The sequence below is a fragment of the Erythrobacter sp. JB2-19 genome (genome assembly GCF_057365005.1).
The window spans coordinates 1,168,892-1,190,373 of record NZ_CP200290.1 but is presented as its reverse complement, the minus strand read 5'-3'; the positions used below and the strand labels follow the sequence as shown (position 1 = coordinate 1,190,373).

Here is a 21,482-nt window from a genome sequence, read left to right as displayed (position 1 = left end):
GGCCCACCAGATTATCAGAGCTTGGCGCTCAGTTCCTTGATGTCGTGATTAAGGATCTGATCGTTCTCAGTGTAGTCGACCGGACAATCGATCAGATGCACCCCTGGTGTATCGCGCGTATGGGCAAGCACATCGGTCAGATGCTCACTGCTTGTCACGCGGTGACCATGCGCTCCGTAGCTCTCCGCATATTTCACAAAGTCGGGATTGCCATAGGTGAGGCCATAATCCTTAAAGCCCATATTCGCCTGCTTCCAGCGGATCATCCCGTAGGCATCATCGCGCAGAATCAGCACAGTCATGTTGAGCCCCAAACGAACCGCCGTTTCCATCTCTTGACTGTTCATCATAAAGCCGCCGTCGCCGCAGATCGCCATGACTTTGCGCTCTGGGTAAAGCATTGCGCTCATCATTGCTGAGGGCAAGCCAGCCCCCATTGTGGCTAGCGCATTGTCGAGCAAGACCGTGTTGGGCAGATAAGCGGTGTAATTGCGCGCGAACCAGATCTTGTAGACTCCATTGTCCAGGCAGATGATGCCATCATCAGGCATGCTCTGGCGCACCTGACGCACAAGATGTGGCGGGAAAATTGGAAAGCGATTGTCCGCCTCTAGCGGCTTGGAATGGGCAACCTCTGCTGCACGATATTCCAGCATGCGATCACACGCACAGCCATCGCGTTTGGCGACCCCTTCTTTGATCTGCCAGATCGCATTGGCGATATCGCCGATCACTTCAATCTGCGGGAAATAGACTGGGTCCACTTCAGCGGTCTTCGTTGAGACATGGATGACGGTCGCGCTGCTATCGTTCATGAAGAACGGCGGCTTTTCGATCACATCATGGCCAACATTGATGATGAGGTCAGCATCCTCGATCGCGCGGTGACAGAAATCACCCGCGGACAAGGCGGCACAGCCGAGGAACAGCGGATGCCGCTCATCAATCACGCCCTTGCCCATTTGTGTTGTGACAAAGGGGATCTGCACCTTCTCGATAAACTCGCCCAGCATATTGCTGGTCATCTTGCGATTGGCACCGGCACCAATCACCAACACTGGGCGCTGCGCGGCATCCAATGCCTCCACCGCCATCCGCACAGCTTTGGCTTCAGCCGACGGCCGACGCGCAACAGAGCGAGCGATAGGCACAGCATCGGTTGGTTCTTCAGCGATATCTTCAGGTAACTCGAGATGCGTCGCGCCAGGCTTTTCCTCTTCGGCTAGGCGAAACGCCTCACGTACACGGCTCGGAATATTGTCGCCGGCATGCAGCTGATAAGCGTATTTCGTGATCGGCCCCATCATGTCGACCACGTCGAGAATCTGAAACCGCCCTTGCTTGGATTTCTTGATCGGCTTTTGACCGGTAATCGCCAGCGTTGGCATCCCGCCAAGCTGTGAATAGGCGATCGCGGTCACCATATTGGTCGCGCCCGGCCCCAAGGTCGCCAGAAACACCCCGGTCTTGCCCGTGTGCCGGCCATAGGTCGCTGCCATGAAACCAGCGCCTTGCTCGTGCCGGGTCAGCACCAGCTTGATCTGATTGGAATTCGAAAGACTCTCTAGAAAATCGAGATTTTCCTCACCTGGCACGCCGAAGATATATTCAACACCCTCCGCCTCCAGACATTCGATGAAAAGATCAGAGGCTTTTTTTGTCTCAGGCATTGGCGCTTGTCTCCTATCGCACCCGGCTCGCCCAATACGGCCAGCATGCGTACATTCGCTGTGCTATTCGCGCTGCGATGGCTCTGCGTTACAACACGATAGTGACGGCCTTCTATCAGTATTGCAAAGTAGCTCGGTCAAAAATCTTGCTAGGGCGATTCAATACCCGCGCACTGGATCAAAAATCGGCGCAACCGGCTCTCCGCGGCGATACTTTGCAAGATTATCGAGGAAGCGCGCCGCGCTGCGAATGAACATTTTATCCTGTGCGCGGCCAGATAAGTGCATAGAGACATGCGCATTGTCGAGCGTCCACAGTACGTGATCTTCGGGCAGCGGCTCCGGAGTGGTGACATCCAAAAACGCACCGCCGATTGTCTTCGCCTTTAACGCTTCGATCAAAGCCGGCTGGTCGATCACCGCACCGCGCGCGATATTCACAATGACCGCGTCGGATTTCATCGCGGCTAGTTCATCCACGGCGATCATACCGTCTGTTTCAGACGTTGCTGGAACCGCCAGGATGATCCAGTCAAACTCGCCCAGTTTTGCGCGCCACTCATCCGGTGTCAGCACACCTTCACCGCCGGAGCGGCGCACCACCTTTACATCGACATCGAATGCTTCCAGCCGCGGTTTGATCAGCTTGCCAATCGCGCCATAGCCGAGCAGCAAAGCCTTTGATCCGTGCAGCTCCCGCTTACCCGGACTATCGAGCAGCCATTCACGCCGCTCCGCCGCGCGCATGACAGAGCGATAATCCTTTGCGATATTGAGCATGCCCATCACGACATATTCGGCGATTGTAATGGCGTTGATTCCGGCCCCATTGGTGACGGTGACGCCGCGTTCAATCAGGACATCCAGCGGCAGGAAATCCAGCCCAGCATAAATCGAATTGAGCCATTTCAACTTCTTCGCCGCACGCAATGTATCGGCCATCGCGGCCTGATCATACATGTCGAACCAGCCGATTTCTGCCTCAGGCACTGCCTCCAACGCTTCCTCGTGCGTCATGAACCAGCGGACATCGATATCGCTGGGCAATTGCGGCTCAAGCAAGGGGCGGATCAGGCCGGATACAGCGAGGATCGTCATGTCAGTTTCCACTCCCATCCCATCGGATCGCCGTCCATCACTTCGACGCCCTGCGCCGCAAGCTCATCACGGATCGCATCAGAAGCGGCAAAGTCTTTCTCCGCGCGGGCAGCCTTGCGTCGCTCAAACGCTGCGTCGATCTCTTCTTCAGTGATCACTGCGGTTTTCGGTCGGATGCGCAGGTCCGTGCGGCTGAGTTTGAGGAGGTCTAAGCCTAGCACGCTGTCCATTTCCTCCAGCAATGCTCTCCTCAGCTCAGGCCGCCATTTCTTTCTACGCAACACTTCTTCGAGCGCAGTGAGCGCGATCGGCGTATTCAGGTCATCGTATATAGCCGCAGAGAATGTCTGCCGCTGAGGTGAAACTTGGAGATAGCCATTTGGCATTTCCCCGCTCTTTAACAATTCTTGAGCGTCCAAATCAGTATGGAAGGTTGGTACATGGTCGATAGGCACCGGCTCGATTGAACGAAGAGGCTCTGTCGCGACAACCAATCGCTTCAATCGCGTCAAGGCCGCATCCAGCCCCTCCCATGAAAACTCCAGCTCGCTGCGGTAATGCGCCTGCAGGCACATCATCCGATAGGCGAGCGGATGATAGCCTTTGTCGACCAGCAATTGCAGGCGCAGAAACTCACCGGAGGACTTTGACATCTTGCCAGAGCGCTCAATCAGGAAGTTATTGTGCATCCATATGTTCGCGCCGGAATTGCGCGCATTGGAAAGGCCGGTGTCCTCTTGTCCGCCGCAACCGCAAAACGCTTGGTTCTGCGCGATCTCATTGGGGTGGTGAATTTCGCGGTGATCAATCCCACCAGTGTGAATGTCGAACGGAAAACCAAGCAGTTTTTCGCCCATAACCGAGCATTCAAGGTGCCACCCCGGCGCGCCTTTCCCCCATGGGCTGTCCCACTCCATCTGGCGTTTTTCTCCAGCCGGTGTCTTGCGCCAAATTGCAAAGTCGGCCGCATTGCGCTTGCCTTCGACTGTGTCGATCCGACCTTCTCCGTCTTCGGTTACGGCACGCGCCAACCGCCCATAATCCCTGATGGTTGAGACATCGAAATAGAGCCCGCTTTCCAGCTCATAGCAGTGCTTGTCCGCAATGCCTTTCGCGAATTCCAGCATCTCTGCGATGTAGTCCGTCGCTACCGACCATTTGGCAGGCTGGCGGATATTGAGCGCCTTCACATCCGCCCAATAGGCCTGAGTGTAATGCTGCGCGATGTCCCAGATGCTTTGCGCCTTTTCAGACGCCATCTTCTCCATCTTGTCCTCGCCCGCATCCGCATCATCAGTCAGATGGCCAACATCTGTGATGTTGATGATGTGCGTGAGATCATAGCCTTTGTGAGACAGAGTTCGTCCGAGAATATCGGCAAACACATAGGCGCGCATATTGCCGATATGCGGATAGTTATAAACCGTCGGACCGCACGTGTAGACGCGCGCCTCGCCTTCGTGGACGGGACGGAATTCCTCAAGCTGGCGCGTAAGGGAATTGAAGAGGTGCAAAGGCGCGTCGGTCATGAAAAGCCATTAGCAGGTGCACATCCTTCGACAAGCTCAGGATGAACGGATTTCTTTTTCACCCCGTTCGTGCTGAGCCTGTCGAAGCAGGTGACAATAAGCGACGACTAAAACCCCACAAACTTAACGTGCTCGTCCAGCGGCACACGCTCTCGTTCATAATTGTTGAGCGGCGCATCGGGGTCGCGGTAGCCAATCGCCATCCCGCAAAACAGCATATAGCGCTCGTGATCCAGGCCCAGATGCTCGCGGATCACATTGGCATAGAGCGCCATGTATTCCTGAAAACAGCTATCGAGCCCTTCTTCGCGCAGCAGCAGCGCCACCGACTGAAGCCACATGCCAGTGTCAGACCATTGCGGCTCTTTCATCAGGCGCGGGAAATAGATGAACACGACGGCGGGTGCATCAAAGCTGGTGGCGTTGCGCATCATCGCCTTCATCCGCCCCTCGCCGTCTTCGCGCGCAATCCCCATTGCGCCGAACATGCCTTTTGAAACAACGTTCAAACGCTGCTTATAGGCATCCTCCTGCCCAGGCGCAGTCCAGTCATATTCGGCCTCTTGCGGAGGCGTAGTGGTGATTTTCGCCTGAAGGTCCGCCAGCGGCTGGCCGGTCACGACAGTCGCCTCCCATGGTTGATAATTGCAGCCTGAGGCGGCCCAGCGTGCGGTGTCCATAACCCGGCGGATCGTCTCCAGTTCGACCGGTTGGTCGGTGAACTGACGCACGGATCGGCGGGATTTAACGGCTTCGGTTACGTTCACACTGGAATACCTTTATTGAGAAAGCAGACGGGCTGGCAAAATGGGTAGCAAGGTACAACCCACCATCCAACCCGCCTAATGTGATGTGACCGTGCCGGAAGGCCCGGAGCGTGGGCTTAACCAATCTATTCGCCGCCAACGTCGCCTTCAGCCGCAGTATAGTTCATAGCCATCACATCTTTCGCCATATCGTCGGAATCGACTAGTTTCGGCTTTTTGTATTTTTTGCGGAATTCCTTTTCCGAACTGGGCGCTATGTTCGCGCGGCCCGACAAGAAACCCGACTTGATCTTGCAGCGGACAAATTGGGTTTCCTCTTCTTCAACCTCCAGCGTCAGCTGGTCTTTGGTCTCCAATGACTTCACGGTAAAATTCCGCTCCCCTGGATCGGAGACAAGCACGAAATAGCGGCCCGAACCAAGTGAACTGAGTTTTTCCTTCTCACCCGCGTTGAAAACCGCGCAACCCAAAGCCGCGCCGCCAAGTCCGCCTGTACGATAGAAGATGATCTGCCCTTTGCCCTCAGGTGGGGTCGGAATTTCATAAACTGGACGGTCCTTGTCCTTTGCGTGGAGCGCCGGAGCATTGGCAACAACTGCCACTGGAGCTGCCGTCGCAATCGCGATTGCTGCAAGATATTTCTTCATCGTCTTTCCCCTCTCATTCCCCGTTTATGGGTTCAACGGCAACTTCACCGCCACTTCAAAAACCTCGTTTGCCTTGAACTTTGCTGCCGCAAGTGTGCCAGGCTTAATTATGGTGTTCCCACCGCCAATCAGAAAACCAAGTGGCCCAAGGGCAACGTTAGTAGCTAGCGCAAGATCAGTGTTGTCCGCGCCTTTGAAGGCAAGCTCATCACCCTCCTCAATCCATTTGAAACTGCGCAGCGGGATCTTGCGATCGCCATGCTTCAAATAGCGCGCAACGAGGATAAGTTCGCCTGCGCTCCCGGCAAAACCACCTCTCGCCGCATGGACGACTTGACCCTCGCCTTTTACACCGGCGGGCAGAACCTCGACGCCATCAACCACAACCGCCCGCGCGAGCTTGATCGGAAACCAATCTTTAGTCTTGCTAATCTTGGAGCCGACCTGCCCCTCAACAGAGATGAGAATTTTATGCCCTTTAGGTATCGTGATCCGGGGTTTGGGCTCTGGTTCGACTGGAGTATCAAACAGAGCTGCAGATGCACTTTCTAAGGTTGGATACTTTGTTTGCGCGGCCCCAACATCAACCGCTTCCTCAAGCGATCCTTCCGCCGCCCCTTCTCGCGTTTTTTCCGGACCTGTTGCTTCAGTGGTTGATACAGCGGACGCGCCCGCCAGTGTAGGTTGATCCCACTGAGCTGAAGCCGATTGTTCCACAGGCGCTGCCTGCAGCATCAGCGCGATTGCTAAATAGAAGATGTGCTTAGCCCCCTAACACCCTGTTGTGACTAAGTATTGGCCAAGTACTTGGCGCGGTCAAGGGCACTCACCTCCGCTTCACGCCCTTCTCATCCTCAAACAGCTCGGCAAGCTGCTCCATGATGGTGCCGCCGAGCTGTTCGACATCCATAATCGTCACCGCGCGGCGGTAATAGCGGGTCACATCGTGGCCGATACCAATCGCGACGAGTTGGACCGGTGAGACGTTCTCAATCCACTCGATCACACCGCGCAAATGCGCCTCCAGATAGCCCGCCGAATTCACGCTCAGCGTACTGTCATCAACCGGCGCGCCGTCAGAAATCACCATCATGATCCGGCGATCTTCTGGCCGGTGGATCAGGCGGGAATGCGCCCACATCAGCGCCTCGCCATCGATGTTCTCTTTGAGCAGCCCTTCGCGCATCATGAGGCCGAGATTGCGGCGCGCACGGCGCCATGGCTCATCCGCTTGCTTGTAGATGATATGACGCAGATCATTGAGCCTGCCCGGACCCTGCGGCTTGCCATCGGCCAGCCAGGCCTCGCGGCTCTGCCCGCCCTTCCAAGCACGCGTGGTGAAACCGAGAATCTCTGTTTTGACCCCGCAGCGCTCCAGCGTACGCGCCAATATATCCGCACTGATCGCGGCGATGGAAATCGGCCGCCCGCGCATAGAGCCGGAATTATCGATAAGCAGCGTGACGACAGTATCGCGAAACTCAACATCGCGCTCAACCTTATAGGACAGCGCAGTGCCGGGTGAAATCACCACCCGGGCCAGCCGTGCGGCGTCTAAAACGCCCTCTTCCTGATCGAAGTCCCAGCTGCGGTTCTGCTGCGCCATAAGGCGGCGCTGCAACCGGTTGGCGAGCCGGGTCACCACGCCTTGCAGGCCGGTCAGCTGGCTGTCGAGATAAGCGCGCAAGCGGTCGAGCTCTTCCGCATCGCACAGCTCCGGCGCCTCGACTTCTTCATCGAATTTCTCGGTGAAAGGCTTGTAATCCAGCCCATCAGGAATGTCTGCCTGCGGGCGGTTTGGGCGGACAGGAGCGTTGCTGGCATCGCCGTCTTCACCCGGCTCGCCGTCCTGCATTTCCTCCTCGCCAGACAGTTCAGTATCAGCGTCCCCGTCGCCATCACCTTCCGCCTGTTCGCCGGCCATATCGGTGGCCTGCGGATCAGCATCGCCCTCTTGCTGCTCGTCGCCTTCTTGCTCATCGTCGGCGCCCTCTTCCTCATCGCCGTCATCATTGTCCGCCTCGTCCGGCGCATCTTGCGGGCGGGTGAGATCGAGATCGCGCAGCATATCCAGCGCGAGCTTTTGAAACGCCTGTTGGTCGTTAAGCGTATCCGTGAGGTTGCTGATATCATCGCCGATACGCTCTTCGATGAACTCGCGCACCATTTCGACCCCGGCGCGCGCCTGCTCTGGCACTGGCTGCCCAGTCAATTGTTCGCGCACGATCAGCGATAGTGCGCTGTCGAGCGGAACCTCGCTGTTGTTTTGAGCGCGGGCAATCGGGTCGGTCGCGGTGCGCTGCTCCACCGCAGCATCAAGATTGGAGCGAATACCGCCGAATGCGTTTGCGCCAAGAGCCTCATAGCGCACCTGCTCAATCGCGTCATAGCACGTGCGCGCAACCGGCTCTGGCGGGCTACCACTGGCATGCAACCCTGCATTGTGGTGACGCAGTTTGAGCGAGAAACTGTCGGCGAAACCGCGCGCTTCGCTCACCTGATCGGCTGGTAGTTCACGGCCCGGCAGAGGCACACGAAAACGGTTTCCCGCAGAGCCCGGCACATCCGCGCTCCACGCGACCTCCACCTCCGCATCGCGCGCAATTGCGCGGCTGGCGCCGGTCAGCGCCTGCTTAAAAATGTCGAGAGGGGATTCTTCGGCCATCGGTTAGCGTGCGTGCCTACCAGCTCAGACGATCTTCTGGCCCGTCTTCGCCCAGTCCGCCATAAACGCATCAATGCCTTTGTCGGTCAGCGTGTGATTGAACAGGGCTTTGATCACTTTGGGCGGCGCGGTCATAACGTCGGCCCCGATCTTCGCACTTTCGAGCACATGGGTGACGTGGCGCACACTGGCGACCAGAATTTCGGTCTCAAACATGTAATTGTCGTAGATCAGGCGGATGTCCTCGATCAGGTCCATTCCGTCAAAACCATTATCGTCGTGGCGGCCCACAAATGGCGAGATGAAGCTCGCACCAGCCTTCGCCGCGAGCAGCGCCTGATTGGCAGAGAAACACAAAGTCACATTGACCATGGTGCCGTCCCCGGTCAGCGCCTTGCATGTCTTCAACCCATCAATCGTCAGCGGCACTTTGATACAGACGTTGTCCGCGATTTTGCGCAGCACCTCCGCCTCGCGCATCATGGTTTCGTGATCTAGCGCGACGACTTCTGCCGACACGGGGCCGTCGGTGATCCCGCAAATTTCCTTCGTCACTTCCATAAAGTCACGGCCCGACTTGTGGATCAGTGACGGATTGGTGGTGACCCCATCGAGCAGGCCGGTCGCAGCCAGTTCTTTGATGTCGTCAATTTCGGCAGTGTCGGCAAAGAATTTCATCTCGTCTCAGGCTCCTGGTGGCAGATCACGAATCGCCAAACCTGATTGGCATAGCGCGGACACGCTGGCCAGCCGTGCAAGCGTCTGCTCTCCACGGTAATGTCACCAATATGATGATTATTGCGCAGCCGCACCTTGCCGATGGTCGACAGCCGCGCCCATATTAAAGGCCGATCATGAACCGCATCCGCCTCCTTGTCCTCAATGCCGCGCTTGGCCCGCTTGATTACAAGCTGCCTGAAGGGGTCAGCGCGCCTGCGGGAACCGTGGTGCTGGCTCCGCTCGGCCCGCGCACGGTCACCGGCATTGTATGGGATGAGGGACGCTTGCCAGGCCGCGAGTTTGACCCCAGCAAATTGCGCGCGATCCGAGAAGTACTGCCGGTGCCGCCGCTGTCAGAGCCGCTGCGGAGGCTGATCGAGTGGACTGCTGATTATTACTGCGCTGCGCCGGCCAGTGTCGCGCGAATGGTCCTCTCAAGCGGCGGTGCGCTGGGTGGCCCTGCGACCATGACCGAGTACCGCTTGAGCGGATCGGAAGGTTCAGGCCGTATGACGCCGCAGCGCAAGCTGGCACTTGAGACATTGGTGGGCGAGCAAGGCACTATCCGCGAGCTTGCCGGGATCGCCAGCGTATCAGAAGGCGTGCTGCGCGGGATGGTGAATGCAGGACTGATCGAGCCGGTGACGGTTGCGATTGATCGCCCCTTCCCGCCCGCCGATCCTGAACATTGGGTGCCCGACCTTTCCCCTGATCAGGCGGACGTTTCCGATCGCCTCGTGAACGCGGTGGCAGCGCGGGAATACGCCCCGTTTCTGCTCGATGGTGTGACCGGATCGGGCAAGACAGAGGCCTATTTTGAGCCCGTTGCCGAAGCCATCCGGCAGGGACGGCAAGTGCTTGTGCTGCTGCCCGAAATTGCCCTTACGGAGAATTTCCTGGTGCGCTTTGAGCAGCGCTTTGGCACGCCGCCCGTGCTGTGGCATTCGTCACTCAAATCCACTGAACGCAGGCGGGCGTGGAGGGCCATTGCAAACGGCACGGCAAGCGTTGTCGTGGGCGCTCGCTCGGCACTGTTTCTTCCCTATGCGAACCTCGGTCTGATCATTGTCGACGAAGCGCATGAGGTCAGCTTCAAACAGGACGAAGGCGTGCGCTACAACGCCCGCGATGTCTCGGTGATGCGAGCCCGGTTTGAGAAAATTCCGGTGGTGCTCGCCAGTGCGACCCCCGCGCTCGAAAGTCTGCATATGGCGTCAACTGGCATTTACGAGCGATTGGAACTGCCAAGCCGGTTTGGCGGCGCGACTTTGCCCAAAATTCGCCTGGTTGATTTGACGCAGGAACAGCCGGGCAGCGGGCGCTGGCTGGCTCCACCGCTGGTCGCTGCGCTCGAAGATCGTCTGACAAAGGGCGAGCAATCGCTGCTGTTTCTAAACCGCCGCGGATTTGCTCCGCTGACCCTGTGCCGCAATTGCGGGCACCGGTATCAATGCCCCAATTGCAGCGCGTGGATGGTGGAGCATCGCCTGTCCGCCCGCCTCGCCTGCCATCATTGCGGGCACGAAACAGGGGTGCCCGCCGAATGCGCAGAATGCGGAGAGCCGGATTGCCTCGTCGCCTGCGGTCCGGGGGTTGAGCGCATCGCGGATGAAGTCGCTGAGCTGTTTCCCGAGGCGCGCGTCGCGGTCGCCACATCCGACACTTTGGGATCGCCTGAACGCGCCGCTGACTTCATCGCTCAGGCAGAAGGCGGAGCGATAGACGTGATCGTCGGCACACAGCTGGTGACCAAGGGCTTCCACTTCCCAGAGCTGACTTTGGTTGGTGTGGTTGACGCTGACCTCGGTCTGGAAGGCGGCGATTTGCGCGCGGCTGAGCGCACCTATCAGCAGGTTGCCCAGGTTGCTGGACGCGCTGGGCGCGGAGCAAAACCGGGCGAGGTTCTGATCCAGACCCGGCATACGGATTCGCCGGTCATCGCCGCGCTCGAAGCGGGCGACCGCGATGCGTTCTACGAGGCTGAAACCGAGGCACGCAAAGATGCAGGCGCGCCGCCTTTTGGCCGGTGGGCCGCGATCATCTTGTCGAGCGAGGATGAGAGGGAAGCGCGCGCCGCGGCCATGCGGCTGGGCGATACGCGGCCAGAGCAGAACGATCTCTACATCTTAGGGCCTGCGCCCGCTCCGCTGGCTCTGCTGCGCGGCCGCTACCGCTATCGCTTCCTCGTAAACGCACGGCGATCCGCCAACTTACAAAAGGTCATTCGCGGCTGGCTGGACACGCATGATTTCCCGCCCGGCCTGCGCGTCGGCGTCGATATCGATCCATATAGCTTCGTTTAAGCAAACAGTTCGGCACTTTTTCTATGCCTGAGCATTAGAAGGCCCATGGCATCCAACCCAATCCTCATCCCCATCCTCGGCGATCAGCTAACCCGCACGCTCGCCAGCCTACGTGGCCGCGCCAAGGACGACAACGTCATCTTGATGATGGAGGTCTGGGACGAGGCGACCTACGTAAAACATCACAAGCAAAAGATCGCGCTCATTTTCTCCGCTATGCGCCATTTCGCCGCAGAGCTGAAAGAAGCAGGGTGGCAGGTCGACTATGTGAAGCTGACCGACGGCAACAATTCCGGCAGCTTCACGGGCGAAGTTGCCCGCGCAATTGAGCGGCACGATCCGCGCGCGGTCCATGTGGTCGAGGCAAGCGAGTGGCGCGTGCAACAAGCCATCGAGGAATGGCCCGACAAATTCGCTTGCGAAGTCGAAATATTGCCGGATGATCGGTTCCTCTGCTCGCACGCAGAATTTGAAGAATGGGCCGAGGGGCGCAAGCACCTCACCATGGAGCATTTTTATCGTGAGATGCGCCGCAAGACCGGCCTGCTGATGCTGGACAATGGCAAACCGAAAGGCGGCGAATGGAACCTCGATAAGCAGAACCGCGAACCGCCCAAAGGCGACATGAAAGCACCCGCCAGGCCGAGGTTTAAACCCGATGAAATCACCCGCGAAGTATTGACCCTGGTTGAGGAAAAATTCTCTGATCACTTCGGCGATCTGGAACCGTTCGAATGGCCCGTCACCAGCGCCGAGGCGGAGCAGGCCGCCGATGCATTTTTCGCCGAGCGGATCGAGAACTTTGGCCCCTATCAAGACGCGATGGTTTTCGGCTCAGACGACCTGTATCACTCTATGCTCTCAACCAGCATCAATTGCGGACTGCTCGATCCGATCACTTTGTGTCAACGCGCTGAGAAAGCTTATGAAGAAGGCCACGCGCCGCTCAATTCGGTCGAGGGTTTCATCCGCCAAATCATCGGTTGGCGCGAGTATATCCGGGGTTTCTACTGGCATTTTATGCCAAGCCTTGAAGAGGTCAATGATCTGGAGGCAACCCGCGCCCTGCCCGAGTTTTTCTGGACCGGCGAGACAGACATGCGCTGCCTATCGGACTGCATCCGTTCGACCAAAGAAAACGCCCACGCGCATCACATTCAACGCCTAATGGTGCTCGGCAATTTTTGCCTGCTGGCCGGAATCTCTCCATCCGCTGTGCAGGATTGGTATCTGGCCGTTTATGCTGATGCCTATCAATGGGTGGAGCTGCCCAATGTCTCCAGTATGATCCTCTATGCCGATGGCGGTGCGCTGGCGACCAAGCCCTATGCGGCGAGCGGCAATTACATCAATAAAATGTCTGATTACTGCAAAGAATGCAGCTATTCCGTTAGCAAGAAGACGGGCGAAGGCGCATGCCCGTTCAATCCGCTCTATTGGCATTTTATGGACCGCCACCGCGACCGTCTGTCGAGCAATCACCGCATCGGCAGGATATATGCCACCTGGGACCGAATAGGTGATGAGAAGAAAGACGATTATCTCTCCAGCGCAGAGAAGTTCCTCAAGACACTAGAACCCGCTCGCGATGGATGGGCGCGCGATTAGGCGGCAGAGTTAGGCTGAAGACAGCGCCTTCATCAGGCCAGCTGCAGCCGCTGTGTCGACATATTCACGCAGCACCGTGATTTTGCCATCTGAGACTTCACCAACAACGCACACCATCAGGTCGATCTGACTACCATCGGGCAGAGTTCCGCGAACCCGGTGCTCTTCGACAAAGCCGGTTTCGGTCGCCGAGCGGATCGCCTCTTCGTAGCGAAAATCAGGAACAACCGCATTCACCACCCCGGTGAATTGCAGCAATCGATCGCGGTCCATTTCGGGTCCGCCATTTTGTGATCCGCGAAAGTTCTCGGCGCAGCATTCGCGCGCACGCTCCAGATCGTTATTCTCAAAGGCGTGAAACAATTGCTCGGCAAGGTCAGATGCATTCATGGCCGCAATGTTACCTGTCTTTGCGACGCTTGAGAAGCGTCAGCATGCCCCAGCCAATCGCGCGTATTGCCACAAAAGGCTCGACAATCCTCATCCCTAGCGCAAAAGCTCGCCGCGCAAACACATTGGGAGCTTTTGACCATGCTGACCGTCCACCACCTTCGCATTTCGCAATCCGAACGCATCGTTTGGCTGTGTGAAGAGCTGGGAATTGAGTATGATCTCAAGCTCTACAATCGCGATCCGGAAACGCGGCTGGCCCCGGCGGAATTGAAAGCGCTGCACCCGATGGAGATCGCCCCTCTGATCGAGGACAACGGCACGTTGCTGGGTGAGAGCGGTGCAATCGTGGAGTATATAGTCGGCAAATATGCACCCGGCACAAATCTGGTTCCAGGCGCGGACAGCCCCGACTTTGCCGATCACCTCTATTGGTTCCACTTTGCCAATGCGACGCTGATGACCAATGGCATGATGAGCATCGCCGTAAACGCGGTTGGCGCGGAAATGCCGCCGCCTTTAATGAAGCGCATCACCAATGCCTGGGCAGCGATTGAGCGCCGACTAGGCGAAGCGGATTACTTCGGCGGATCGCAGCTGACGACGGCCGACATCATGATGGGTTTCTCGCTGACCACAGCGCGCGCGTTCAATGACATGAGCATCGACCACATGCCCAACCTTAAAGCATATCTGCAACGGATCGGCGCGCGCGATGCCTACCAAGCGGCTATGGCCAAAGCAGAGCCAGGCTTTCCGCCGAAATTAGACTAGGTAAGAAGGCCCTGTAAGGGACACATGAAGCAAAAAAATTAGAGCAAGTGCGTGCCCCCTTCTCGCCGCAACAGTTCGCCCTTAATCTCCGGCCCATAGGCATATCCACCGATTGAGCCATCCGCCTGGACGACCCTATGACACGGGATCAGCACGGCAATATTGTTCGCGCCATTGGCCCCGCCCACTGCGCGGCTGGCCTTGGGGTTGCCAAGCGCTGCGGCTAGCTCTCCATAGCTGCGCGTTTCACCAGCAGGAATTTCGCGAAGGGCCTGCCAGACTTTCTGCTGAAATGCGGTGCCCTTCACATCGAGCGGAATGTGCGCAGCATTTATGCTCGGGTCTTCGACCGCTTTGGTGACCTCATCGAACAGGGCGCAGAACTCGCCGCTGCCTGCAATCAACTCAGCCTTAGGGAAGCGTGCGCGCAGCTCTTCCTTGCCCTCGTTAAAGGCCAGGCAGCAAACGCCTTTGTCGGTTGCCGCGATCAGCATCTCGCCAAGCGAGGTCCCAATCACACTCCAATGTATGGTGCGCCCCGCGCCGCCGCCCGCCCAATCCTTTGCCGACATGCCCAGCCTACCTTTCGTCTCATCATAGAACCGCGAGGGGGCGGAATATCCCGCCTCGTAAACTGCCTCAGTCACCGAAGCCTCTTCGCCCAGGGCCTCGCGCACCCGCTCCTCGCGAAGTGCCCGCGAATAAGCCGCCGGCGACAGACCTGTGGCGCGCTTAAACACGCGCTGAAAATGTGTCGGTGAATAGCCCGTGAGCTCAGCCAAATCGTCCAAAGTCGGCCTGCCTTCCGAAGCCTTGATCTCGTCAATCGCGGCCAGCACCGCCGCTTCGTCCCGTCCAACATCATCGGGCAAGCACCGCTTGCACGCTCTCAGTCCGGCTTCTCGTGCCTCGGCACCGGTTGCGAAAAACCGGACATTTGCAGGCGACGGATGCCGCGCGGCGCATGATGGGCGGCAATAGATGCCTGTCGTGAGCACGCCGGTCACAAACCGTCCGTCAAAACTGCGATCGCGCTGCTTCACGGCTGCCCAGGCTTGTTCAAAGGGGATTTCGTTCTCGCTCATGCCATCTGTCTTAGCTGAATGCGCAGATAGTCACATCCCGAAGCTTGCGGTCAAAGTGAATGCCCGGCAAATACGCGGGTATGAACCGCATTCTCTTTGCCCTGCTGGGCTTCTTTGTCCTGCTAACTCCCATCAGCGCTCAGGCCGATGCTGGCGATGTTGACGCCGCTGCTAGAGGCGTTGTTCGCGTGGTCATCATCGGCAGCGATGGCGAAGAGGTCTTTCCGATCAGCCATGGCAGCGGGTTTGCCGTCAGCCCAACGAAGATCGTGACCAATGCTCATGTCGTGCGTGAAGCATTGCAGGATGACACATTGCGGATTGGCATTGTCCCCACAGAAGGTGAAGAAGGCGGCTTTGGCCGGGCCATAGCGGTTAGCCCGCGCAATGATCTGGCGCTGATCGAAATCACCGAGGGTTCACTCCGCCTTCCACCGCTCACGCTGGCCGGCGCGCGCAGCGGCGACATGGGTGAAGTCTCAGCCGTGGGTTATCCGATGAACGTCGACGTTGCCCAAGGGCTGGAGTTTGGCGACATCTTCCGTGCGCAGCCGCCGGTGAAAAGCAGAGGCTTCTTATCTGGTGAGCGCCCTAGCAGGCAGTTTGATACCATCCTGCACACCGCCCCGATTGCGCGCGGCAACTCTGGCGGCCCACTGCTCGATGGTTGCGGACGCGTGCTCGGCGTCAATTCATTCGGCGCGGATTCGGACGGATCAGATGCAGAATTTTACTTCGCAGTATCCTTACGCGAACTACTCCCCTTCCTGCGCGCGAATGACATAGAGCCGCGCACCAATGCCCTGCCATGCCGCTCGATCGACGAGCTGAACGCTGCTGAACGCGACCGTTTTGAGCAAGAACGCGCCGAGGCCCGCGCATTGGTCGCTGCGCGCGAGGCTGAGCTGGCTGACAAACGAGCCGCCGCCATGCGCCTGGCGCAGTTTGAAGTGATGGAGGAACGCGACAATGCCATGGCTCTCGCCATGCTGCTCGCGGTGATTACGCTTGGCTGCGGCTATATCGCCTATCAGGCGCGCCGTGATGGGGCGACCGGCAATAAGGTTATGATTGTTGCCGGAATTGGCGGTGCAGCCTTGATCGGAACGATGATCGTTTGGATCACTCGCCCGGCATTCTCCGAGATTGAGGAACGGGTCGCCGCCGCGATGGAGGAAGCAGAAGCACCCGCGAGCGATGATCCCTCCTCGCTGGCTGATGATGGTACGCTGCTGTGCACCTTCATTCCAGAGCGCAGCCGCGTGACTGGAGCCCGGACCGATGATGTTGAGTTTGACTGGGCCGCTGATGGCTGCGTCAATGGGCGTACGCAGTATGGCATTGCGGGCGGCCAATGGTCGCGCGTGTTCGTTCCCAATGACGAAGCGGCGGTCTCAGTAAACTCATACGATCCGCAAACCCGAATATTCCAAACCGACCGTTATCTCTTACGCCAAGGCCCAATGCAGGATGCCCGTGAAGCGCGTTCCAAATATAAGCCTGCATCCTGCGGCGTCACCGACGCGGCGAGCCAATTGGGTGAGCAGCAATCCGGCGTTCTTGCGTTGCTCCCGGATCGCCCAAATGAGCGGCTGGTTTATACCTGCGAATCTCGCGCCAGTTCGGCGGGCACGACCGGCGGCGATGCCGTGGATGGAGAGGAGTAGGCTCCCCTCCTCCAGAGCGCTTGTGTGACTAAGCAGCCAGCGCTTCCCCACTCAAAGTGATGCGGTGCATCTCGCGGCGGTGGCCAGCGTAATCGTTCATCGCATTGTGCCAGCTAGTGCGATTGTCCCAGATGGCCACCGTGCCTGGTGCCCATTGCAGGCGGCATTGATTGTCATCGGTCAGCGCAGCATCGAGCAGTTTGGTGAGCAAAGGCAGGCTTTCTTCGCGCGTTTGACCCACGAAATTGATCGTGAAGCCGCTATTTACATAGAGCAGCTTGCGGCCTGTTTGAGGATGACGGATCACCACCGGATGCACAGCGCCGGTCTTTAGGTTCTGACCGCGCAGATGCTCTCCCATATCCGTCTGAGCGTAAAGGCCGCCTTCCTCGTAGACATGATCGGCAGTATGGTACGCCTCTAACCCTTCGATCTCTGCTTTGAGATCATCAGACAATGCGTCGTACGCCGCGCCCATATGCGCCCACATCGTGTCCCCGCCCTTTGGCGGCAGATCGCGAGCCACCAGGACAGAACCCATTGCAGGGATTTGGTCATAGGAATGGTCCGTATGCCATGCGCCGCCAATATTGGTTGATTGATCGGCCTCTTTCTTCACTACAGCGATCTCATTGAAATCTTCCTGCAGTGGGAAATAGTTGTTCACATCGATACCGCCCCAACGGCGACCGAATTTGATGTGATCTTCTGGCGAAAAATCCTGATCGCGAAACACAGCAACGCCGTGCTCATAGATCGTCTGCTTGATCTCAAGCAGTTCAGAATCGCTGCAATCTGCCAACGAGACGCTGGAAACTTCTACACCGCATTGCGGCGCCATTTTTGTATGGTGCATTTTTGCCTCTCCTCCGATCCGTTTCTAAAAGAAATTGATCTGAGCGCAAGTTTGCCCCGGCAAATCACCTAACGCTTCACGTTACGCACACGACGTGTAGACATAGCCCGACCTAATTTAGGGAGCGACATAATGCTAAAGCTCGCCAAGGTGCTGATCGGTCTCATCGCCGCTCTGCATATCTACATCGCATGGTTTGAGATTTTTGCCTGGGAGGCACGCGGACCACGCGTCTTTCCAGCATTCCCAGCGGAACTGTTCTCGCAGACGATAGCAATGGCAGCGAACCAGGGACTATATAATGGATTCTTGGCGGCGGGCCTGATCTGGTCCCTGCTGATCAAGGACGCGAAATGGCAGGCCAATGTCGCCTTTTGTTTTCTGGCATTCGTGGCAACCGCTGGCCTCTTCGGCGCATTCACAGTTTCCCCAAGGATCGCGATAATCCAAACTGCGCCAGCTTTTGCCGCCATGATCTGCCTGTTTATCGGGCGCCTCAATGCAAGGCCCCAGCTGTCGTAAAGCCAAAGGACGCAAGCTGGTTTGCACAAGATGCAACCAATAAGAGCGGACTCGGCTTGCATCACCTCACACCCGATGCTAGGCGCGCGCCAGCTTTGCCGGAAGACCAATTTGGGCTCTGGAACAGACAAAGCGATGCATCGTTTTTTCGATAGACCTAAGAGGACTTTAAACGCGTGGATATTTCCGCCGGTATTCAGGCTAGCCTTGCAGGACGTTACGCTTCAGCTCTTTTCGAGCTGGCAGCAGAAAACGGGACTGTAACCGCTGTCGAGACAGACCTTAAAGGTCTCGCCGCTGCACTCACCGATTCGGCTGAGCTGCGCGCTGTCACAACCAACCCAGAGCTTTCGCGCAGCCAGCAGGCCGCAGCGATTAAAGGCGTCGCCGGCCACCTCGGCCTCAGCGAGCTCACTCAGAACTTTCTCGGCGTACTCGCCGGTAATCGCCGTCTGTCGGCTTTGCCGGACATGATCCGCGCGTTTCAGATGATCGCAGCGGCTCAGCGCGGCGAAGTTACCGCCGATGTCGCCAGCGCTCACCCGCTCAGCGCCGAACAACTTTCAGCCCTCAAGGACAGACTGACCGCACGCGAAGGCCGCACTGTTAAAGTGAACCCCAGCGTCGACCCAGAGCTTCTTGGCGGGCTTGTCGTCACTATTGGATCGCAGCGCATTGATGGCTCGATCCGTACCCGTCTCAATTCTCTCGCCCAGGCAATGAAGGCCTAAAGGACTACGAACATGGAAATCCGCGCAGCAGAAATCTCCAAGGTCATCAAAGACCAGATCGCCAATTTCGGCACCGAAGCTGAAGTCAGCGAAGTCGGCTCCGTTCTCTCCGTTGGTGACGGGATCGCCCGTATCCACGGCCTCGACCAGGTTCAGGCTGGTGAGATGGTCGAATTCGCCAACGGCGTTCAGGGCATGGCCCTCAACCTCGAAGCGGACAATGTCGGTGTCGTGATCTTCGGCTCTGACGCAGAGATTAAAGAAGGTGACAGCGTTAAGCGGACCGGTACCATTGTGGACGTTCCGGTTGGCCCGGGCCTGCTCGGCCGCGTGGTCGACGCTCTCGGCAACCCAATCGATGGCAAGGGCCCGATCGAAGCCGCTTCACGCCAGCGCGTTGAAGTGAAGGCGCCGGGCATCATCCCGCGCGAATCGGTCAGCGAGCCAGTGCAATCCGGCCTCAAAGCGATTGACGCTCTTGTCCCGGTTGGCCGCGGCCAGCGCGAACTGATCATTGGCGACCGTCAAACCGGTAAGACGGCTGTCGCGATCGACACCTTCATCAACCAAAAAGGCATCAACGCCGGCGACGACGACAAGAAGAAACTCTTCTGCGTCTATGTTGCCGTTGGTCAGAAACGCTCGACCGTTGCTCAAATCGTGAAGCAGCTCGAAGAGAACGGCGCGATGGAATATTCCATCGTCATCGCCGCGACCGCATCTGAGCCTGCTCCGCTGCAATATCTCGCGCCTTACACCGGCTGCGCGATGGGCGAGTACTTCCGCGACAACGGCATGCACGCCGTGATCGTGTATGATGACCTTTCCAAGCAAGCTGTGGCTTATCGTCAGATGTCGCTGCTGCTGCGCCGTCCTCCAGGCCGCGAAGCCTATCCTGGTGACGTTTTCTACCTTCACAGCCGCCTGCTAGAGCGCGCCGCGAAGATGAATGGCGACAATGGCGGCGGTTCGCTTACCGCTCTGCCAATCATTGAAACACAAGCGGGCGACGTGTCGGCCTATATTCCAACCAACGTCATTTCGATCACCGATGGTCAGATCTTCCTTGAAACCGACCTGTTCTATCAAGGCATCCGTCCTGCGATTAACGTGGGTCTCTCGGTTAGCCGTGTTGGCGGCGCCGCTCAGACCAAGGCGATGAAGAAGGTTTCTGGCTCGATGAAGCTAGACCTGGCGCAATACCGCGAAATGGCGGCCTTCGCTCAGTTCGGTTCAGACCTCGATGCCTCGACGCAAAAGCTGCTTAACCGCGGTGCACGCCTGACCGAGCTGCTCAAGCAAGCTCAGTTCTCGCCAATGCCGTTCGAAGAGCAAACCGTGTCGATCTTCGCTGGCACCAACGGCTATATTGATGATGTGCCGGTTGAGCGCGTGAACGATTACGAAGAGCAATTGCTTGCCTTCATCCGCTCTGAGCATGCCGACATCCTCAGCGAAATCCGCGAAAGCAAGAAGTTCGAAGGCGATGTGAAGGACAAGACCGTCGCAGCGCTCGAAGCCTTCGCCAAGCAGTTCGCGTAAGGGATAAGCCCAGGGGATAGCCAATGGCTTCACTTAAGGAACTCAAGGATCGGATCGGGTCGGTTAAATCGACTCAGAAGATCACCAAGGCCAAGCAGATGGTCGCAGCGGCGAAATTGCGCCGTGCGCAGGCCGCTGCTGAAGCTGCGCGCCCGTATGCAGAGCGGCTCTCTGCCGTTATGGCCTCGCTCGCCAGCAAGGTGAGCGGCGACGGTGCACCGCGCCTGCTCGCTGGCAATGGCAAGAACCAGCGTCATATGCTGGTGCTAGTCAACACGGATAAGGGCCTGTGCGGTGGTTTGAACTCAAACCTGGTCAAAGAGGCAAAGATTCAGGCGAAGAAGCTGTTAGCTGAAGGCAAAGACGTCTCCTTCTACCTCGTCGGCAAAAAAGGCCGCGCGCCGATCAAGCGCGAATATCCCGATGGCATTGCCAAGCATTTCGATACCTCAAACGTCCGCACTCCGGGCTTTGAAGAAGCAGACGCGATTGCAGCTGAGCTAGTCGAGATGTTCGATACCGACGCATTTGACGTGGCTCACCTGATCCGCCCGGATTTCCAATCGGCACTGGTGCAAAACCCAACCACCACTCAGCTTATCCCGGTCCCCTCGCCTGAGGTCACTGAGGACAGCGATGCTGTGGTCGAGTATGAGCCAGGCGAAGAGGAAATCCTTGAAGAGCTGCTGCCGCGCTACGTGAAGACGCAAATCTTCGGCGCGCTGTTAGAGCGTGAGGCGTCAGAACAAGGCGCCTCGATGACCGCCATGGACAATGCGACCCGTAATGCCGGCGACCTCATCAACTCACTGACAATTCAATACAACCGCAGCCGCCAGGCCGCGATTACCACCGAACTTATCGAAATTATTGCTGGCGCAGAAGCGCTGTAAGAATCACAGGCTAAG

19 protein-coding genes are annotated in these 21,482 nt (G+C 57.8%); 8 read left to right on the top strand and 11 right to left on the bottom strand.

Annotation, left to right across the window (positions count from 1 at the left end):
* Nucleotides 1–14: 14 nt before the first annotated feature.
* From AC0V6O_RS05695 to fsa, 8 genes are all read right to left on the bottom strand, one after another.
* Entirely contained in the window at nucleotides 15–1,670 is a 1,656-nt protein-coding gene (locus AC0V6O_RS05695) for an acetolactate synthase large subunit (RefSeq protein ID WP_486142292.1), read from the bottom strand.
* Between the two features lie 159 nt (nucleotides 1,671–1,829).
* Nucleotides 1,830–2,768 carry a D-2-hydroxyacid dehydrogenase gene (locus AC0V6O_RS05690; protein WP_486142290.1) on the bottom strand — a complete coding sequence of 313 codons (939 nt, stop codon included), beginning with the start codon at nucleotides 2,766–2,768 and terminating at the stop codon, nucleotides 1,830–1,832.
* Complete coding sequence (gene cysS / locus AC0V6O_RS05685) at nucleotides 2,765–4,297, bottom strand: cysteine--tRNA ligase (RefSeq protein ID WP_486142288.1); 1,533 nt, start codon at nucleotides 4,295–4,297, stop codon at nucleotides 2,765–2,767. Before cysS ends, AC0V6O_RS05690 begins: the two co-directional genes overlap by 4 nt.
* A gap of 107 nt (nucleotides 4,298–4,404) precedes the next feature.
* Nucleotides 4,405–5,064: a nitroreductase gene (locus tag AC0V6O_RS05680; RefSeq protein WP_486142286.1), complete on the bottom strand. Its 660-nt coding sequence runs from the start codon at nucleotides 5,062–5,064 to the stop codon at nucleotides 4,405–4,407.
* A gap of 125 nt (nucleotides 5,065–5,189) precedes the next feature.
* A complete protein-coding gene (locus tag AC0V6O_RS05675) occupies nucleotides 5,190–5,711 on the bottom strand; it encodes a hypothetical protein (protein ID WP_486142284.1) in 522 nt (173 codons plus the stop codon).
* Nucleotides 5,712–5,735: 24 nt separating this feature from the next.
* Entirely contained in the window at nucleotides 5,736–6,446 is a 711-nt protein-coding gene (locus AC0V6O_RS05670) for a hypothetical protein (RefSeq protein WP_486142282.1), read from the bottom strand.
* 91 nt (nucleotides 6,447–6,537) lie between these two features.
* Nucleotides 6,538–8,376, bottom strand: coding sequence for a cobaltochelatase subunit CobT (cobT, locus tag AC0V6O_RS05665; protein ID WP_486142280.1), 1,839 nt, complete (start codon nucleotides 8,374–8,376; stop codon nucleotides 6,538–6,540).
* 24 nt (nucleotides 8,377–8,400) lie between these two features.
* On the bottom strand, nucleotides 8,401–9,054 hold the full coding sequence (fsa, locus tag AC0V6O_RS05660; RefSeq protein ID WP_472645637.1) for a fructose-6-phosphate aldolase: 654 nt from the start codon (nucleotides 9,052–9,054) through the stop codon (nucleotides 8,401–8,403).
* Between the two features lie 176 nt (nucleotides 9,055–9,230).
* On the opposite strand from fsa, the gene AC0V6O_RS05655 reads away from it, so the two are divergent.
* Together AC0V6O_RS05655 and AC0V6O_RS05650 are read left to right on the top strand one after the other, a co-directional pair.
* Entirely contained in the window at nucleotides 9,231–11,399 is a 2,169-nt protein-coding gene (locus tag AC0V6O_RS05655) for a primosomal protein N' (protein WP_486142277.1), read from the top strand.
* Between the two features lie 45 nt (nucleotides 11,400–11,444).
* Nucleotides 11,445–13,007: a cryptochrome/photolyase family protein gene (locus tag AC0V6O_RS05650; RefSeq protein ID WP_486142275.1), complete on the top strand. Its 1,563-nt coding sequence runs from the start codon at nucleotides 11,445–11,447 to the stop codon at nucleotides 13,005–13,007.
* Between the two features lie 9 nt (nucleotides 13,008–13,016).
* Here AC0V6O_RS05650 and AC0V6O_RS05645 read toward each other — a convergent pair whose 3' ends face one another.
* The gene (locus AC0V6O_RS05645) at nucleotides 13,017–13,397 is read right to left on the bottom strand and encodes a nuclear transport factor 2 family protein (protein ID WP_486142273.1); all 381 of its coding nucleotides are present in this window, start codon (nucleotides 13,395–13,397) and stop codon (nucleotides 13,017–13,019) included.
* A gap of 141 nt (nucleotides 13,398–13,538) precedes the next feature.
* Here AC0V6O_RS05645 and AC0V6O_RS05640 point away from each other — a divergent pair, with 141 nt between their 5' ends.
* Complete coding sequence (locus AC0V6O_RS05640; RefSeq protein WP_486142271.1) at nucleotides 13,539–14,171, top strand: glutathione S-transferase family protein; 633 nt, start codon at nucleotides 13,539–13,541, stop codon at nucleotides 14,169–14,171.
* Nucleotides 14,172–14,209: 38 nt separating this feature from the next.
* Here the strand turns inward: AC0V6O_RS05640 and AC0V6O_RS05635 are convergent, their stop codons facing one another.
* Complete coding sequence (locus AC0V6O_RS05635) at nucleotides 14,210–15,256, bottom strand: bifunctional transcriptional activator/DNA repair enzyme AdaA (protein ID WP_486142269.1); 1,047 nt, start codon at nucleotides 15,254–15,256, stop codon at nucleotides 14,210–14,212.
* Between the two features lie 80 nt (nucleotides 15,257–15,336).
* On the opposite strand from AC0V6O_RS05635, the gene AC0V6O_RS05630 reads away from it, so the two are divergent.
* The gene (locus AC0V6O_RS05630) at nucleotides 15,337–16,923 is read left to right on the top strand and encodes a S1 family peptidase (protein ID WP_486142267.1); all 1,587 of its coding nucleotides are present in this window, start codon (nucleotides 15,337–15,339) and stop codon (nucleotides 16,921–16,923) included.
* A 28-nt stretch (nucleotides 16,924–16,951) separates the two neighbouring features.
* Here the strand turns inward: AC0V6O_RS05630 and AC0V6O_RS05625 are convergent, their stop codons facing one another.
* Nucleotides 16,952–17,779 carry a TauD/TfdA dioxygenase family protein gene (locus tag AC0V6O_RS05625; protein ID WP_472638364.1) on the bottom strand — a complete coding sequence of 276 codons (828 nt, stop codon included), beginning with the start codon at nucleotides 17,777–17,779 and terminating at the stop codon, nucleotides 16,952–16,954.
* A gap of 132 nt (nucleotides 17,780–17,911) precedes the next feature.
* Between AC0V6O_RS05625 and AC0V6O_RS05620 the strand changes: the two genes are divergently transcribed.
* The 4 genes from AC0V6O_RS05620 to AC0V6O_RS05605 all read left to right on the top strand — a co-directional run bounded on the left by AC0V6O_RS05620 (nucleotide 17,912) and on the right by AC0V6O_RS05605 (nucleotide 21,467).
* Nucleotides 17,912–18,301: a DUF1304 domain-containing protein gene (locus AC0V6O_RS05620; RefSeq protein WP_486142264.1), complete on the top strand. Its 390-nt coding sequence runs from the start codon at nucleotides 17,912–17,914 to the stop codon at nucleotides 18,299–18,301.
* Nucleotides 18,302–18,477: 176 nt separating this feature from the next.
* Entirely contained in the window at nucleotides 18,478–19,032 is a 555-nt protein-coding gene (locus AC0V6O_RS05615) for a F0F1 ATP synthase subunit delta (RefSeq protein WP_486142262.1), read from the top strand.
* Nucleotides 19,033–19,044: 12 nt separating this feature from the next.
* Nucleotides 19,045–20,574, top strand: a complete 1,530-nt coding sequence (atpA, locus tag AC0V6O_RS05610; protein ID WP_486142260.1) for a F0F1 ATP synthase subunit alpha — start codon at nucleotides 19,045–19,047, stop codon at nucleotides 20,572–20,574.
* A 23-nt stretch (nucleotides 20,575–20,597) separates the two neighbouring features.
* On the top strand, nucleotides 20,598–21,467 hold the full coding sequence (locus AC0V6O_RS05605; protein WP_486142258.1) for a F0F1 ATP synthase subunit gamma: 870 nt from the start codon (nucleotides 20,598–20,600) through the stop codon (nucleotides 21,465–21,467).
* The last annotated feature ends 15 nt before the right edge of the window (nucleotides 21,468–21,482 follow it).